The 15,554-nt window shown below is 62.1% G+C and carries 15 protein-coding genes; 6 read left to right on the forward strand and 9 right to left on the reverse strand.

What is annotated here, in order from left to right; translation table 11 throughout:
* Window positions 1–2,334, forward strand: a complete 2,334-nt coding sequence (locus OP10G_RS12765; protein ID WP_025225495.1) for an exo-beta-N-acetylmuramidase NamZ domain-containing protein — start codon at window positions 1–3, stop codon at window positions 2,332–2,334.
* A gap of 211 nt (window positions 2,335–2,545) precedes the next feature.
* On the opposite strand, the gene OP10G_RS12770 is transcribed toward OP10G_RS12765, so the two are convergent.
* Both OP10G_RS12770 and OP10G_RS24615 read right to left on the reverse strand, forming a co-directional pair.
* Window positions 2,546–4,492, reverse strand: coding sequence for a sodium/solute symporter (locus tag OP10G_RS12770; protein WP_025225494.1), 1,947 nt, complete (start codon window positions 4,490–4,492; stop codon window positions 2,546–2,548).
* Complete coding sequence (locus OP10G_RS24615) at window positions 4,489–4,860, reverse strand: DUF485 domain-containing protein (RefSeq protein WP_025225493.1); 372 nt, start codon at window positions 4,858–4,860, stop codon at window positions 4,489–4,491. The genes OP10G_RS12770 and OP10G_RS24615 overlap by 4 nt, the downstream gene beginning before the upstream one ends.
* 158 nt (window positions 4,861–5,018) lie before the next feature.
* Here OP10G_RS24615 and OP10G_RS26860 point away from each other — a divergent pair, with 158 nt between their 5' ends.
* The 4 genes from OP10G_RS26860 (at window position 5,019) to OP10G_RS12795 (ending at window position 8,170) form a co-directional block, all read left to right on the forward strand.
* Complete coding sequence (locus OP10G_RS26860) at window positions 5,019–5,498, forward strand: hypothetical protein (protein ID WP_025225492.1); 480 nt, start codon at window positions 5,019–5,021, stop codon at window positions 5,496–5,498.
* 20 nt (window positions 5,499–5,518) lie between these two features.
* Window positions 5,519–6,205 (forward strand): DUF2071 domain-containing protein, encoded by a 687-nt coding sequence (locus tag OP10G_RS12785; protein WP_227624923.1) that lies wholly within the window; start codon window positions 5,519–5,521, stop codon window positions 6,203–6,205.
* On the forward strand, window positions 6,169–7,098 hold the full coding sequence (locus OP10G_RS12790; RefSeq protein ID WP_025225490.1) for a TIGR01777 family oxidoreductase: 930 nt from the start codon (window positions 6,169–6,171) through the stop codon (window positions 7,096–7,098). Before OP10G_RS12785 ends, OP10G_RS12790 begins: the two co-directional genes overlap by 37 nt.
* A gap of 214 nt (window positions 7,099–7,312) precedes the next feature.
* Window positions 7,313–8,170 (forward strand): sugar phosphate isomerase/epimerase family protein, encoded by an 858-nt coding sequence (locus OP10G_RS12795; RefSeq protein WP_025225489.1) that lies wholly within the window; start codon window positions 7,313–7,315, stop codon window positions 8,168–8,170.
* A 166-nt stretch (window positions 8,171–8,336) separates the two neighbouring features.
* Here OP10G_RS12795 and OP10G_RS12800 read toward each other — a convergent pair whose 3' ends face one another.
* From OP10G_RS12800 to OP10G_RS12830, 7 genes are all read right to left on the reverse strand, one after another.
* Window positions 8,337–8,759: a molybdenum cofactor biosynthesis protein MoaE gene (locus tag OP10G_RS12800; RefSeq protein ID WP_025225488.1), complete on the reverse strand. Its 423-nt coding sequence runs from the start codon at window positions 8,757–8,759 to the stop codon at window positions 8,337–8,339.
* Window positions 8,756–8,998: a MoaD/ThiS family protein gene (locus OP10G_RS12805; protein ID WP_025225487.1), complete on the reverse strand. Its 243-nt coding sequence runs from the start codon at window positions 8,996–8,998 to the stop codon at window positions 8,756–8,758. The genes OP10G_RS12800 and OP10G_RS12805 overlap by 4 nt, the downstream gene beginning before the upstream one ends.
* 1 nt (window position 8,999) lies before the next feature.
* Window positions 9,000–10,163, reverse strand: coding sequence for a WD40 domain-containing protein (locus OP10G_RS12810; RefSeq protein WP_025225486.1), 1,164 nt, complete (start codon window positions 10,161–10,163; stop codon window positions 9,000–9,002).
* Between the two features lie 351 nt (window positions 10,164–10,514).
* On the reverse strand, window positions 10,515–11,861 hold the full coding sequence (locus tag OP10G_RS12815) for a phosphohexomutase domain-containing protein (protein ID WP_025225485.1): 1,347 nt from the start codon (window positions 11,859–11,861) through the stop codon (window positions 10,515–10,517).
* A gap of 263 nt (window positions 11,862–12,124) precedes the next feature.
* On the reverse strand, window positions 12,125–12,871 hold the full coding sequence (locus OP10G_RS12820; RefSeq protein WP_144241138.1) for a hypothetical protein: 747 nt from the start codon (window positions 12,869–12,871) through the stop codon (window positions 12,125–12,127).
* 305 nt (window positions 12,872–13,176) lie between these two features.
* Window positions 13,177–13,674: a hypothetical protein gene (locus tag OP10G_RS12825; RefSeq protein ID WP_025225483.1), complete on the reverse strand. Its 498-nt coding sequence runs from the start codon at window positions 13,672–13,674 to the stop codon at window positions 13,177–13,179.
* Window positions 13,675–13,858: 184 nt separating this feature from the next.
* Window positions 13,859–14,752 (reverse strand): NAD(P)/FAD-dependent oxidoreductase, encoded by an 894-nt coding sequence (locus tag OP10G_RS12830; protein ID WP_025225482.1) that lies wholly within the window; start codon window positions 14,750–14,752, stop codon window positions 13,859–13,861.
* 245 nt (window positions 14,753–14,997) lie between these two features.
* On the opposite strand from OP10G_RS12830, the gene OP10G_RS12835 reads away from it, so the two are divergent.
* Entirely contained in the window at window positions 14,998–15,501 is a 504-nt protein-coding gene (locus OP10G_RS12835) for a hypothetical protein (protein WP_025225481.1), read from the forward strand.
* Window positions 15,502–15,554: the final 53 nt, after the last annotated feature.

Below are 15,554 nucleotides of genomic sequence, written 5' to 3' on the forward strand. Positions count from 1 at the left end.
ATGCCGATCCTCGCTTACCTCGCCCTCGCCGCAAGTATCGCCGCGCCTCGCGGCTTCGCCGGGGCCGAAGCGATGGACCGCGCGATCGCCTCCGCCATGGCCGAGGGCCGAATGCCCGGCGCCGTTCTCCTCGTCGGTCACAAGGGACACGTGGTCTACCGCAAGGCTTACGGCTACCGCTCTTTGGTTCCCACCAAAGAGCCGATGACCACCGATACGGTTTTCGACCTGGCCTCCCTCACCAAGGTAGTGGCCACCACCTCCTGCCTGATGAAGCTGTACGAAGAGGGACGCTTCCGGCTGAACGACCGGGTGACCGACTATCTCCCCGAATTCCAGGGCGGCAAAAGCGACATCACCCTGCGGGAGCTGATGATCCACTTCTCGGGTCTCCGCTCCGGCATCCCACGCAACCCGGAATGGGAGGGTTACAAGTCCGGCATTTACCTCGCTGAATCGCTTCCCCCGGTACAGCCGCCGGACATGAAGAACGTCTATAGCGACATCAACTTCATTCTCCTCGGCGAGATCGTTCAGCGACTGAGCGGCAAGAGCCTCCCCGAATACTCTCAGGAGCAAATCTTCCGTCCGCTAGGTATGCGAGAGACCACTTTTCTCCCGCCCCCTTCCTGGCTTCCTCGGATCGCCCCCACCGAACGGCCGAAGAAAGACGAGCTCCCCCTTCGCGGCGTCGTCCACGATCCGACCGCCCGCTCCATGGGCGGCGCCATCGGAAGTGCCGGGCTCTTCTCGACCGCCGACGATCTCTCGCGATTCGCTCAAATGATGCTGAATGGCGGCTCGCTTCGCGGACATCGCCTATTCAGCCCCTTTACCGTCACCAAATTCACCGAACCCCAGACCCCGCCCGATCAGCCGATCCTTCGAGGCCTCGGCTGGGATATCGATTCCGCCTACTCCAGCAACCGCGGCGAGCTCTTTCCGATCGGCTCCTTTGGCCACACCGGCTTCACCGGAACCTCCATCTGGATCGATCCCTTTTCGCAGAGCTACGTGATCCTTTTAGCCAATGCCGTCCACCCCGATGGCGGAAAGTCGCTCGTCCCGCTTCGCCGCACTGTCGGCACTATCGCCGCTGCCGCGCTAGGGATCAAGACGCAGCGAGTGGCGCTAACCGGATACAACGAGCTCATGGCCGGTAACTCGCTCCATCGAGAGATCTTCCGCAACGGATCCACCCTCACCGGGCTCGACGTGCTGGAGAACGAGCGCTTCACGCCCTTCCTGGGCAAACGGATAGGCCTCATCACCAACCACACCGGCCGCGACCGCGAAGGAAGGCGAAACATCGACGTCATGCGCGCCTCCGGCGTGAACGTCGCCGCGCTCTTCTCCCCCGAGCACGGAATGGCCGGCAAAGAGGACCGCTCCGGCATCGGCGACGCCGTCGATCCGGACACCGGCGTCAAGGTTTACAGCCTATACGGCGATACCCTTCGCCCAACTCCCGAGATGCTGAAGGGGCTTGAGGCGCTCGTCTTCGACATCCAAGACGTCGGCGTCCGCTTCTACACCTACGAAACCACGATGGCCTACGCCATGGAAGCCGCCGCCAAGGCGAAGATCCCGTTCTACGTTCTGGACCGGCCGAACCCGATCACCGGCACCCGAGTCGAAGGCCCCCCGCTGGATGAGGCCAACGCCTCGTTCGTCGGTTACTTCCCGGGAATGCCGGTCCGCCACGGCATGACGATGGGCGAGCTAGCGAAGATGTTCAACGAGGAGCGCTCCATCGGCGCGGACCTTACCGTCGTGCCGATGCAAGATTGGCAGCGCGGCGACTGGTACGACTCGACCAGTCTGGGTTGGATCAACCCCTCGCCCAATATGCGCAGCCTAAAGGCCGCTATCCTCTATCCAGGCGTTTGCCTGATCGAGTTCGGAAAGAACATCTCGGTTGGACGAGGTACGGACTCTCCGTTCGAGCAGTTCGGCGCCGATTTCGTCAATGGGCGAGAGCTTTCCGCTTACCTAAACATGCGCGACGTCCCCGGCGTCCGGTTCTATCCCACCTCGTTTACGCCGACTGAATCCCGCTTCCAGGGAGTGCATATTGAAGGCGTTCGCATCGAAATCGTCGACCGAGGCGAGTTGGACTCGGTCCGTCTCGGCCTAGAAATCGCCTGCGCACTCCAACACCTCTATCCCGGAAAAGTCGACTGGTCCCAAAGCAAGCGTCTTATCGGCAGCGACGACACCATCCGCCGAATCGCCGCCGCCGAAGACCCCATCGCCATCCAACAATCCTTCCGCGACCCCCTGAACGCCTTCGCGCAGAAGCGCGAGAAGTATTTGATCTACGGACACCAGTAGCATCGGCGTTAAGGCGTTAAGGCGTTAAGGCGTTAAGGCGTTAAGGCGTTAAGGCGTTAAGGCGTTAAGGCGTTAAGGCGTTAAGGCGTTAGTAGCTTGTAGGCATTACCCTATTCCCAACGCCCAAAGCCCAACGCCCAAGTCAATCTTTCCCCCTCAGTCCACAAGCCACACGCCACAGTCCACATCCCTAGCGCCCAACGCCCTCCCCTTACGCCACATAATCCACCGACAACCCCATCTCCTCCGGAGCATGAAGACGGAGCATCTTCGTCTCCACATCCGGCGGGATCTTGCTGGCCGTCATTTTCGACACCACGATCATCGTGATGATCGAGAGCGGTACTCCCCAGATCGCCGGCTGCTCCATGAGCGAGCGTGTTAGCGGGGATAGATCCCAGTTCAAATACTTCTTGTCGAGCATCATGTTGGCGACGATCGCCGCGAACGAGAGCAGTCCGCCAAGCAGCATTCCCGCCGCCGCCCCGTACTTCGTCAGCCCGCGCCACCAAGCTCCCAGGAGCAGGAGAGGGAAGTAAGACGCCGCCCCGATGGCGAACGCCCACCCGACCATCGTCGCGATGTCGAAGTTCTCGACCAGCAGCCCCAGCGCCATCGAAATGATGCCGACGAACACCGCCGCGATCTTGAACGCTCGTACCTGGTCCTGCGGCGTCGACTTCGGACGAAGGATCTTGCCGTAAATATCGTGGGCGAACGCCCCCGACATCGAAACCAGCAGCCCCGAGAACGTCGACATAAACGCCGCGAACGCACCCGCGCTGGTGACTCCGCTAAGGATCTGCCCAAGCACGTGATTTTGTAACATCGTCGGCAGCTTGATGACCGCGCTATCCGTGCCGTTATTCACGTAGAGCTCTGGCATGACGACCCGTCCGAGCGTCCCCCACATCGGAGTAAAGACGTAAAACGCCCCTAGCATCACCATCACCCACAGCGTCGTCCGCTTCGCCGCCCGACCATCCGGATTCGTGTAAAACCGAACGAGGATATGCGGCAGCCCCGCGGTGCCGCAGACGAGCGCGATGATAAGCGAGTAGGTGTACAGAAGCGGATAGCCGAACTTCGTGGTCATCGGCCCGAACGGGTGGCTCCACTTTTCGTTGCTCGGCCCATTCGGCGCCACGGAATCCGCCGGGATCGTCACCTTCGCTGCCGTCACGAACTCCACCGAATCCTTCGTCTCCGCCGGCTTCCCGGCGATGGTGGTCTTGTAGTTTCGAAGGTGGATCGTCCCCGGCCCAAGCTTGACCGTTGCCCCGTTCTCCAGCCACCGGACTTCCGAGCCGTCCTGGCTGGCGAACGTCGCCGGCAAAATCGGCTTGCTCTCCGCCTTGAATTCGTCGAGAACCTTCTTGTCGTACTTAACGATGACGGTAGCCCCTTCAGGGAGCACCAGGTCGGTCTCGTCGGCCGTGGTCTTCAGCACGTTCGCCGGCGCTGCGTTCGCCCCCTTCACCGTGACCGTCTTCTCTTGCTTGATCAGCGGCGAGCGGCCGGCGGTATTGCGGATGTCGGCCAGATCCTTGTTGTATCCGCCGAAAACGTTCAGGAGCACAAAGAGCGGAACCGTGATCGCGAACAGCTTCGCCCAGTACTGGAACGCCTGTACGACCGTGATCCCTTTCATCCCGCCGATGGCGACATTGAACGTGATCACCGCGCCGACGACGAGGATCCCGACGTAATACGGCCAACCGAGGATCGAGTTCATCACCACGCCCGCCCCCTTCATTTGCGGCATCGTGTAAAAGAAGCCGATGAACAGAACGAAAACCACCGCGATCCTACGGAACGCCGGGCTATCGAACCGGCCCTGGGCAAAGTCGGGGATCGTATAGGCGCCGAAACGCCGCAGCGGGCCGGCGATAAACAGCAGCAGGAAGAGGTACCCGGCCGCGTAACCCACCGGATACCACAGGGCATCGTAGCCGGACTTCATGACCAACGCCGCGACGCCCATAAACGACGCCGCCGACAGGTACTCGCCCGAAATCGCCGAGGCGTTCATCAAAACCCCGACCGATCGCCCCGCGACGAAGAAATCGCCCGCCGTCTTGGCCTTCTGGGTCGCGTACAGCCCCAGTCCGATCGTCACGAGAATGATCGCGATGACGAAGATGAGAGGAATGCTCACTGCCCCGCCTCCGAGTCGTTAACCGCTCGGTCGATAAGCTCCGGCTGGCTGACCGCCGCGGGCGCCCCGCGCCGTGGGTTAGACGCCGAAAGCTCCGCTTCGACGATTTCGGATTTGCGAACGAAGTAAGCCGAGAGCGCCCACGTGATCGGGAAGAACAGCACCCCGAGCACCAGCCACGAGAAGGTGAATCCCGACGCATCCGCGGCCATCAGCTTTGGTAAATACAGATTCGCCAACGGCAACGCAATGAGCAAGCCGACGAAAATCGCCGCTACGCGGATGCTGAGCGCCGCCTGCCGCCGCATGATCCGCTGCAACAGCACCCCCCTCGCCCCCTCGCCTTCGAGTGTCGTTTGTTCTTCCACGGCTCCCACTATATTCATTCCGCCCCTCCAAGCGGTAGCCATCCCCCAGGAGCGCGGTCGTCCCGACCGCCCCCCGGCCCCCGGGCGTCCCGCCCGCTCCAGCTTACGAACTTAAATAGACGCGCAGTAAATCATAGTTTCAGAATATACTGAAATCAATGGAATCAAGCACACCTTGGCGTAGGTGGATTCTCCTGGCCCTCGTCGCCATCGGCGGGAGCCTGTTCTACGGCGCAACGCTGGCCCACATGCTGCCGAAGAGCGACCTCCTTCGTGGCGCTCTATGGCTAACCCTCTCCGCCGGTACCGGCTGGATTCTGCTTGGCCCCGCCCTCATCCTCTTCGCCCAGAAGCCGATTTCGGTAGTTGCCGACGCCTGTCTCGTTGCGATGGCCTGCGGCGAGGTGGTCCTGGCAATCGGAGGGGTGCTCAATCTAGCTCTCGTGACAGGTATTCCGTTCAACATCGTCGTCGTCGCGATGTCGAACGTGCTCATGGCAGGCGTGCTGGCCGCCCGGCTAAAGGAGAACGGTGTCCACCCCGCCACCACCCTCGCATGCTGGTTCATCGTCCTCGATGGCGGCGGCGCGGCTGCCTTCTGGATCCTCTATCGTCTCCTCTTTGGAGGTCACGCTTGAACTTCAAAAATGCCGTCACCATGCGGGGCCGCGTCGCCGAGTGCTGGCTCTTCACCTTCCGAGTCGATCCCGCGAACGTCGCCCACCTCCTCCCAACCCCGCTCGAGCTGGTCGAACACGGCGGCTTTGCCTTCTTCAATGTGGTCGTTTCCCGCCTCACCCATATGCGCCCCGCTCCGTTGCCCGCGGCAGTCGGCATCGGCTACTGGCATGTCGCCTATCGACTCTACGCTCGGTTCGGCGAGATCGAAGGTCTGTACTTTCTGCGTAGCGACGCCAACAGCCCGCTCATGGTTGGCGCCGGGAACATGCTGACCGACTTCAGGTTTCACCTGGCCACCGTCGGCGCGACCCGCCCGGATGGCCAATCGCCGAGCGAGCTCCACTCGTTTGCCGACGGAGCCCGGTTGCGTATCGCTCTGACCGGGGATCCTCCGCAACTATCCTCCGGCTCCCCGTTCGAGACGCTTGACCAAGCCGCCGACTTTCTTAAGTACAAGCCGGCCGCCCTTTTCTCCCACCCTGGTTCGGTTGACGTCCTCCGGATCACCCGCGACGAATCGGCTTGGAAAGCCCGGCTGCGCGCATTTCGAGTCGAGGAAGCAAGCTTCCTCGAGCCATACGACGCCATCCCGGAAATCGCCTACGAGATGGAGCCGATCGACTACCAATGGAACCGGGCGGAGCGCCACCGGTTGCCGCGATGAAGATCCTCCTTGCCGGCGGCACCGGGTTCATCGGAACTGCCTTGGTAAAGAGGCTGACCGCCGACGGCCACACCTGCGCCGTCCTCGTTCGAAAGGACCCCGCCGCCTACCCGTCTACGGAAGGTGTCACATACATCTCCTATCGCGACCTCCCCGGCATTTCCGACGTCGACGCTGTGATCAACCTCGCGGGCGAATGGGTTGTCGGACGGTGGACTGAGGCGAAAAAAGACCGCATCATGGAGAGCCGGGTAGCCGCGACCCGACTCTTGGTCGACTGGATGGCGAGCCAACCGGTCCGCCCAAAAGTGTTCCTTAGCGGCTCCGCCGTCGGCATCTACGGCCACCGCCCCGGCGAGATCCTGACCGAGGATTCTCCCCTTGACCCCGAACAAGCCTTCCGTTACCGAGTTTGCAAAGCCTGGGAGGAAGAAGCTAACCGGGCTCGTGATCTGGGGATTCGAACCGTGAACCTCCGTATCGGCAACGTGTTGGACGGCGGCGGAGGTCTGCTCAAACTCCTTGTCCCTTGGCTGCGCCGTTCGCCGGTGCTCATCCCCTTCGCCCCGAACAACGTCAACTCATGGATCGCCCTCCCCGACGCCGTGAGCCTTATCGAGTTCGCCCTGACAAACGACGCCATCGAAGGCCCCTTGAACGTCGTCGGCCCTCGCCCCGTCACCATCCGCCAGCTCGTTCAAGCCATCGGCAAAGCCATCCGCCGCCCCGTTCTCGGCCGAATCCCGGACGCCGTTATGCAAGCCATCTTCGGCGAGTTCTCCCGCTCCCTCCTCGACAGCCAACAAATCCTCCCCGCGAAAGCGCTGGCCAACGGCTTCCAATTCGAACAGGAAGACCTACCTCAATTCCTGGCCATTACCATCCCTCTCTAATGCCGAAAATATGTAAGGACAGACTCCTCCGGGAACCCTCTCCCGCTCCGGCGGGCCAGAGAACTGAAAAAGGCAGGGTGGGGGTGGCGGCCGAAATTGCGTCGACAAAGGAGACTCCATACGGACCGCAGAGCTCCAGCTCTGCCCCTGCAGCACCAAAGGTTCCGCTAGTCCCCCTGGGCCGCCGCCACCCCCTTTCGGGTAGCGTCCCTCCATGCTTCTGAAATCGATCAACTACTGGTCGTTCCCCGGCGGGCTGGCCGGAAATCTGGAACCCGTCGAGGCCGCCAAGATGGCCAAAGCGGCCGGATTCGAGGCGATCGAGCTTTGCGTCGGCGACGCCGGCACCGCGCTCGGCGTCGACGCGACCGACGCCCAGGTCGCCGAGATCCGGAAACAGGTCGAAGCCTTGGGGCTCACCGTTCCCAGCGTGGCCAGCGGACTCTACTGGAGCCGCGCCCTCGCCGACGCCGACCCCGCCGCCCGAGCCCAAGCCGCCGACGATCTGCGCGCCATGATCCGAATCTCCGCCGGCCTCGGAGCCAAGACGTTGCTCACCATCCCCGGCGCCGTGGAAGTATTCTTCCTCCCGGACCGCCCCGTCCAACCCTACGACGAGGTGCTCCGCTACGCCACCGAAGGCCTCCGCGCCGTCCTCCCCACCGCCGCCGAATTCAAGGTGCGCCTGGGCATTGAGAACGTCTGGAACCGCTTCCTCCTAAGCCCCACCGAGATGGCTGCGTTCATCGACGGCTTCCAAAGCGAGTGGATCGGCGCCTACTTCGACGTCGCCAACGTCCTCGCCTTCGGCTTCCCCGAGCAGTGGCTCCGTATCCTCGACAAGCGTGTGGTCGGCGTCCACTTCAAAGACTTCCGCCGCGCCGTCGGCACCATCGAAGGGTTCGTCGACCTCCTCGAAGGCGACGTCGACTGGCCCGCCGTCACCGCCGCCCTCACCGAAATCGGCTACCAAGGCCCCGTAGCCGCCGAAATGATCCCCGGCTACCGCCACTTCCCCGAAATCCGAATCGCCAACACCTCCCGAGCCATGGACGCCATCCTAGGAAGATAGTGATTCCGGAGCCCCCTCCTCGTCGATGCATGTGCGATGAGGAGGGGGTTGGGGGTGGAGAAATCCGGAAAAAACCGGTCTCCAAACTGCCCATACGGACCGCAGAGCTCCAGCTCTGCCCCCGGTGTACCGAAGGTACACCGGAATCATCGGCGAGGCGCCGACGCTACTCGGAGGGCGCGCCCGAAGCGTTGATCCACTCCGAGGGCCCGTCGACGTAGTGCTCCTTCTTCCAGATCGGCACCCGGCGCTTCACCTCGTCGACCACCCACTCGCACGCCTCGAACGCCTCGCGCCGATGCGCCGCCGCCGCCTCAACTCGGATCGCCACGTCGCCAAGTTGCAGCAACCCGATCCGGTGCGTACACGCTAACCCCAGAATCGGAAACCGCGCCCGAGCCTCTTCCAAAATCGTCTCCCCTTCCCGGAGCGCCAACGCCTCGTACGCCTCGTACTCCAAGGCCTGCACCTGCTGACCCTCGTTCAAATCGCGCACCCGCCCCTCGAAGATCACGATGCCGCCGACCGAAACGTCGTCCGGCAGCAGCCGGCCGGGAATCGGCTCCGAAGTGATCGCAAACGTGCTCAACCTCCCGCCACCGGAGGGATCAGGGCCAGCTCGGACGACTCCGGCAGCAGAGTATTTGGCTTCACGAACTCTCCGTCCAGCGCGAACCGCACCAGCGACGCATCCATGTTCAACGCGTGCCGATCCGCCAGCTCCGCATAAAACGCGGCCGGGGTTTCGGCGGCGGTGAGAACCGTCTCCCGATCCAAACCCCGCCGCTCGCGTAGCGCCGCGAAATACAAAACGGAAACGCTCTTCATCCTAAGCCGCTTCTTTCGCCGCCACTTCCCAGACCCGCACCAGCTTGTCTTGACCGGCGGCCGCGAGGCGGGTACCGTCCGGCGAGAACGCCACGCAGCTCACCGGCCGGGTCGAGCACTCGATCCGGACGTTGCCGATCCCCTTCGCCGCGTTCCACAGCCCCACCGTCCCGTCGCGGCTCGCGCTGGCGAAGAGCCAGTTGTTCGGGTGGAACGATAGCGATTCCACCGGCTTCGTGTGCCCAAACATCATCTTCACCAGCTCGCCGTCCGCGAGCCGAAAAACCCGGATGCTGAGGTCGACGCCCGCCGCCGCCAAATACTGTCCGTCGTTGCTGAACGCCAGCGCCGTGACCGTGCCGCGAAGCTGAGAGATCGTCCCCAGCGCCTTGCCCGCCCGGGCATCCCACACCTTGACCGTGGCATCCGCGCTCCCGGTCGCGAGCAACCGGCCGTCGTTTGACCACGCCACCGCGGTCACCGCGTCGGCATGCTCCTGACGCCGATACATCGCGCCCCCGTCCGTCGTGCTCGTCACGCTAAGCGCGTGGTGCAGCGAGCCGGTCGCCACCGACGAGCCGTCGCTGGAGATCGCAAGGCAGCCGACCCACTCTTCCTGGTTCGCCCGAAACGCCTCGACCTTGTCTCCTTCGAGACGGCAAAACGTCACTTGGCTCTCCGCCGACCCTGCCGCCACCAAACGGTCGAGCGAGAAGGCGCGAATGGTGCTGATGACCCCCGCCTCGACCTTCGTGCGCCGCTTCGGCCGCGCCGCGGACTCGTCCCACCAAAGGATCTCGTTGTCGAACGCGCTGCTCACCAAATCGCCGGTGTCCGGCGCGAAGCTGACCGCGTAAACCGGCGTCCTATGTCCCTTCAACCGCTGAAGCAGCTTCACGATGACCGGCTTCTGCTGCGTCTTCTGAACCGGCGCTTCGAAGTGGCCATGCCCGGCTAGCATCGCGTCGTACTCGTTGCGACGCCCCGGGTCAACGAGGGTCTCGAACGCCTCGTTGATACGCGCCATGTTTTCGTGCGCGCGGGGATCTTTACTTACGTCCGGGTGGTGCTTGCGCGCCAGCCGACGATAGGCTTTTCGTAGCGTCTCCGTTTCGGCAGTAGGTCCGACGCCAAGGATCTCGTAATAGGAGGTAACGGTCTTCAAAGCAGGTTTCCCGGGTTAACCTAATATTGAACCCCAGGATCACCCTTCCTACGGCACTTCTTAGGCCCCTATCGCACACGATCCGGTGAAGATGCGGGGTGTGACGTGGCACGGGCGGCTCGTCCAATGCCAATCAGTTGTTGACTGGCGAGTCTATACAGACACAGAGACACAGAGTTCCTTGCAACCGGATGGGCCGGTGGGGAAAACGCCGACCGGACCTTTGTGTCTCTGTGCCTCCGTGCCTTTGTGTTAATTCCGGACGGAAGGTTCGTTCGAAAACCTGTTGGCGCTGGGCGGCCCGCCCGAGAAATCAACCCGGTCCGCGCCAATTTTAGGAAGGTGCCCGGACTAAGCCCGGATCTTCGCCAACAGCTCCGCCGTCTTCTCGTGCATCAGCGCTTCGTCGCCCCGGCTCTCCACGTTCAGCCGAATCACAGGCTCGGTGTTGCTCCCCCGTAAATTGAACCGCCACGTCGGATACTCGACGCTCAAGCCGTCGATGTGGGAGACCTCGCCCTTCGGCCCGTACTCGGCCTCGATTCGCGCGATCACCGTCTTCACGTCCGCGACCTCGGAGTTCACCTCGCCGCTGCACGGATAGTTGCGGATCATCTCCCCCACCAAATCGCCCAATGACCGCCCGGTCGCCGAGACCAGACGCGCCACGAGCAAGAACGGGATCATCCCGCTGTCGCAGTACCAGTGCGACTTGAAGTAGTGGTGAGCGCTCATCTCGCCGCCGTAGGTGGCGTCCACCGCGCGCATCTTTTCCTTGATGAACGCGTGCCCGCTCTTGCAGATCTCCGCCCGCCCGCCCAGACGCTGGACGATGTCGAGGGTGTTCCAGGTCAGCCGAGGATCGTAGACGATCGTGTGGTTCGGGTCGGCGGTCAAGATCGCCTGCGCGAGCAGGCCGACGATGTAGTAACCCTCGATGAAATTGCCGTGCTGATCGAAGAAGAAACAGCGATCGTAGTCGCCGTCCCACGCCACGCCGAAGTCGTGCGAGCTGGACTTCAACGCCGCCACCGTTCCCGCGCGCGACTCCTCTAAAATCGGATTCGGAACCCCGTTCGGGAAGTTGCCGTCCGGCTCGAAATGCCGCTTTGTCACCTGCAGCGGAAGGTGGGGCAGCAGATCGTTCAACGCCACTCCCGCCGCGCCGTTCCCCGGATCGAGCAACACCTTCAGCGGCTTTAGCTCCTCCGGCTTGACGATGTTCAACAGGTGCGTGACGAAGTCCGCGTACACGTCCTTCTTGGTGACCGTTCCCTGTCCGGTCCGCTCCCACTTCTGCTCGAACGCCCGCTTCTCGATGTCGTCCAGCCCGGTGTCCCCGCTGATCGGCCGGCTCTCCGCCCGAACCATCTTGAGTCCGTTGTACTCGGGCGGGTTGTGGCTCGCGGTAATCATCACGCCGCCGTCGTATCCGTAGAATGCGGTCGCGAAGTACACCATCTCCGTACCGACCATGCCGAGGTCGATGACGTCCACCCCGCCCTCGTTCAACCCCCGACTCAGCGCTTCGCCGATCGCCGGTCCGCTCAGCCGGATGTCGTGCCCCACGCAGACGGTCTTCGCCTCGACCGCATCCGCATACGCACGCCCGATCTGGTACGCAAGTTCCGGATTGATCTCCGACGGAACCTTCCCACGCACGTCATACGCCTTAAACGCCGGCAAATACTTACCCATGGATGTACGTTCTACCCGTCCAAGCCCACCCGTAGCATCGCCTCCCACGCGATGATCCTCCCTTTGGGAGTACACGCACCCCTTCCCGCAATAGCCCCATCCATCCGCTGAGAGCCGATGCCACCGATCCCTCCCGACGCGCCGTCGGGAGGGTCCGGCCACCGGCCGGGCAATTCCCGCCTCAGTTGCAAACCGCGATCCCGTTTATTAAAAAAACTTTCGCGTCCTATTCGAACCAAGGCCATACGTTCTAAAGCAGATCCCTAAGGCGCGGTACCCGCGTCGGCCGGAAGGTTAAACGTTAGGTTCGCGATCCGGCCAAAGGTAAGGGTCGACGTTTGCGGCTGGGCGAAAAGCTCGTCCAAGGTGGTCGCTGGCAGCTCGAGATAGATGCTCGATCCCGAATAGAAAGCCGTGATATCTACACGCTTTCTGACCTTGCGTACGCCGACCGAAATCCAGGCGTCGTTGCACTTACCGTTGTAGTAGGCGACGGACGAATCCTCAACGGTCGGCGTAGTTTCCACCGTAACGATTGCGTCGACGTTTTTGCGAACCTTTAGCTTAAAAGTCCTGCTCCCACGGCTGGGTCCGGCAACAACTCGCGCAACTGGACGGAAGACAAGCTCGACCCCGGGCATATCCGACCGTGTGGCGTGGATCGTGCCATCCTTGTGGTAGGTGCCAGAAGCGGTGAACGAGGTGTCGTCATCGTCGAAGAAGGTGGCGGTGAACGAGTTACCGGACCGGGTACCCGAGAATATGCCGGCGACATCTTCGGCATCGTTTGTCGACGAAGATTCCTCAAAGCTCCCTTCCCAGGTACCCGGCACTTCCGCAACCTGGTGGATCGCAAGATCCAGCGTTCCGCCATCTGGCAAGGTAGCCGAGTAGGCGGCAAACGGGGCGGTGGTGTCCCCGGCTGGAGAGTTATCTGAACTGCCGCTGCCGCCACATCCGGAGGTCAGCGCGAGCGCCGCAATCGCGGCGAAGCATAGAATTCTGCGCATCGCCCGGAAGAATAACACGATGGACACGCCGCGGGAAGAGCGCTCTGGGATGGACCGCTGTCTCCAGACCGGCCTTCCCCGCAAAGAGACCCGTTCATCGGCTGGGAGCCGAAGCCACCGATCCCTCCCCGACGCGCCGTCGGGAGGGTCCGGCCACCGGCCGGGCAATTCCCGCCTCAGTTGCAAACCGCAATTCCGTTTTGTAGAAAACTTCCGCATCCTATTCGACTGTCAAAGAGCAGAGCCAAAGGGGCTCAGTCTCTAATTAGGATGAGAGATCGGTAGACGTTTCCTAAGATGATGTCCTACCGTATTCGTCGCGGATTCAGACCGGCGGCGGCTACCCTTGCCTCTATATCCGCTTTCCACGCCGCTTTTCGTGGGCCGAAGCTGATCAACTCGTAGATGATACGATCTCCTTTCCTCTCGACCTCGTGACCGTCTACAAACCCGACGCCGGACTCCAAGAGCTGCTCGTCGAGTTGTACTTCGAAGTCTTGCAGAGCCTCTAGGTCTGCCAGCGGCGCTTCAAACGTGACGATCACTTTCGCGCGAGCCACTGGAGGCGTGTCTCCGATGGCGAACTCGTTTTCCCCCTCCCAGTTGGCAGGGATGATGCCGTGAAGTTCAACCTCCGGCTTAAGGAGAACGCAACCGGAAGCGGCTTCGATCTGTCGAACAACCTCGCTTCGATTCTCCATCGAATCCATCTGAGGCAGATGCCACTTCGCCCGTAAAACCTTCTTCTCCGCCCCGACTTGAATGGCTGAAAAGACGTGATACACCGACTGAAGCGACCGCACGCCTCATCTTAGCCTTGGCGCCCACTGCGCACGGAACTCGCCTGCGGTAGGTCCCCGTCTACAGATCTGCCCGAGCCGCAACCTGGCCGATGTTCATCGGTAAGGGCGGTCTCAGAAAACCGAAACCAAAGCGCGCTAAGCCGCTTACAGTGCCAGTGCCGTCCGGAGAAGGGGATATGTGCTCTCAAACCAGCATCGACTGCTGGGCGAAGATGCCCGCCATCGCGCCCTGCGATGATGCCTGGGTGACCGAGGGCAAGAAGGGCGTGGTGAGGTCGCCGGCGGCGTAGATGCCGGGCATGCTGGTTTGGCGCCGCTCGTCGACCTTGAGGACGATGCCGCCGGGCGTATCTACCGTGGCGAGGCCCAGTGATTCATGCAGGCTTGCGGAAGGCCTGTTGCGCGGATGGGCGAACAGGATGTCGACCGCGCAATTGCGACCCGTATCGACATTGACGGTGGTGATATGGCCGTTGTGATGGGCGATCTCGACGATCCGGCCATCGACGACAGGTACGTTGCGGCGCGCCAGATCGGCCCGGATATCGGGCGGAATGTCGTGACCATCGGCGAAGACAATCAACCTGTCGGTCCAATCGTGGAACAGACTGACAGACTGGTGCGACTGCGGGCCGGACCAGACGAGGCCCCAATGCTGGCCGGCGACTTCAAAGCCGTCGCAATAGGGGCAGGGCACGATGGACGTGCCCCAGCTTTCGGCAAAGCCCGGAACATCAGGCATCTGGTCGGTGACGCCATAGCTCAGAATCAGGCGGCGCGCCTCAAGGCTTTCGCCATCGCCAGTAAGGACGGAGAAATGGTCGATGGCGCCGGAGACGCTGTCCGCTCGGGCACTGACCAGCCTAATCGTGGGATATCGCTCCAGTTGCTGCCGCGCCTCGGCCAGGATGTCCAGCGGTGGCTTGTGATCGTGGCCGAGCAGGCCATGCGAGTGGCCGGCAAAGCGATTGCGCGGCAAGCCGGTATCGAGAACGGTGACCTTCCGGCGGGCACGGCCGAGCTGCAGGGCGCCGGCGAGACCGGCAAAGCTGCCGCCGATGATGATGACGTCATTCATCGTGAAGGGCTCCGTACTGTGGATGGAGGGGGTTGGGCTGGGTCTGGCGCACAACATCTCTTGTCGGAATGTGAGATTTTACGTTAATTACATGATTCGAGGCTGTCATTCATGATCGGTTACAGGCGGGTATCGAGCAGTGATGAACGCCAGTCGGTCGCCCTCCCCTTGGCAATAGCCCAAAACTAGTATATACTTGTCTACTATTTAGCGCCGACGATACCGTCGGCAAAAGGAGACAAAGAATGCCTTACCTAGACCAACACGCTGCCGCCGAGGCCCGCGCCCTGAGGAGCCGCGAAAACGGCGCCAAGAGCAAAGGACCTATCACCCCCGAGGGAAAGGCGATCAGTAGCCGCAACGCTCTCAAGCACGGGTTCAACTCGTCCAAGCACACCCTCCTCCCGACCGATGATCCCGAGGAGTTCGAGGCGCTTCGCGCCTCGTTCCACGAACAGCTCGAGCCAAGGAATGCGATCGAGAACTACCTTGTGGAAAAGGTCGTCGCCAACGCCTGGCGAGTGCGCCGCATCCATGGAATCGAGAGCTCCGTGCTCACATACGATCCGAAGGCGGGGCAAAAGCCGTCCCTCCCGTTCCAATACAACTTCCACAAGCTCCTCACCCTCGCCCAGTACGAGTCGCACACCGAGCGCAGCATCTACAAAGCCCTCCACACTCTCGCCGTCATGCGAGACGCCTACAAAACCCAGCAAATCCTCCCGATCGGCGACGACAACGAAAAGTAAAAATCGCGGAACGAACCCAGAATTGAACCTAAGCGGCCAAAAACGAACCCAGC

Source organism: Fimbriimonas ginsengisoli Gsoil 348 (genome assembly GCF_000724625.1).
Lineage (GTDB): Bacteria > Armatimonadota > Fimbriimonadia > Fimbriimonadales > Fimbriimonadaceae > Fimbriimonas > Fimbriimonas ginsengisoli.

Excerpts from the sequence above, each read along its gene's own strand:
- OP10G_RS12765 (WP_025225495.1), top strand. The coding sequence starts at position 1 with ATGCCGATCCTCGCTTACCTCGCCCTCGCCGCAAGTATCGCCGCGCCT.
- OP10G_RS12805 (WP_025225487.1), bottom strand. The coding sequence starts at position 8,998 with ATGAAGAGCGTTTCCGTTTTGTATTTCGCGGCGCTACGCGAGCGGCGG.
- OP10G_RS12830 (WP_025225482.1), bottom strand. The coding sequence starts at position 14,752 with ATGAATGACGTCATCATCATCGGCGGCAGCTTTGCCGGTCTCGCCGGC.
- OP10G_RS12785 (WP_227624923.1), top strand. The coding sequence starts at position 5,519 with ATGCGGGGCCGCGTCGCCGAGTGCTGGCTCTTCACCTTCCGAGTCGAT.
- OP10G_RS12790 (WP_025225490.1), top strand. The coding sequence starts at position 6,169 with ATGGAACCGGGCGGAGCGCCACCGGTTGCCGCGATGAAGATCCTCCTT.
- OP10G_RS12820 (WP_144241138.1), bottom strand. The coding sequence starts at position 12,871 with ATGCGCAGAATTCTATGCTTCGCCGCGATTGCGGCGCTCGCGCTGACC.
- OP10G_RS12795 (WP_025225489.1), top strand. The coding sequence starts at position 7,313 with ATGCTTCTGAAATCGATCAACTACTGGTCGTTCCCCGGCGGGCTGGCC.
- OP10G_RS12835 (WP_025225481.1), top strand. The coding sequence starts at position 14,998 with ATGCCTTACCTAGACCAACACGCTGCCGCCGAGGCCCGCGCCCTGAGG.
- OP10G_RS26860 (WP_025225492.1), top strand. The coding sequence starts at position 5,019 with ATGGAATCAAGCACACCTTGGCGTAGGTGGATTCTCCTGGCCCTCGTC.
- OP10G_RS12815 (WP_025225485.1), bottom strand. The coding sequence starts at position 11,861 with ATGGGTAAGTATTTGCCGGCGTTTAAGGCGTATGACGTGCGTGGGAAG.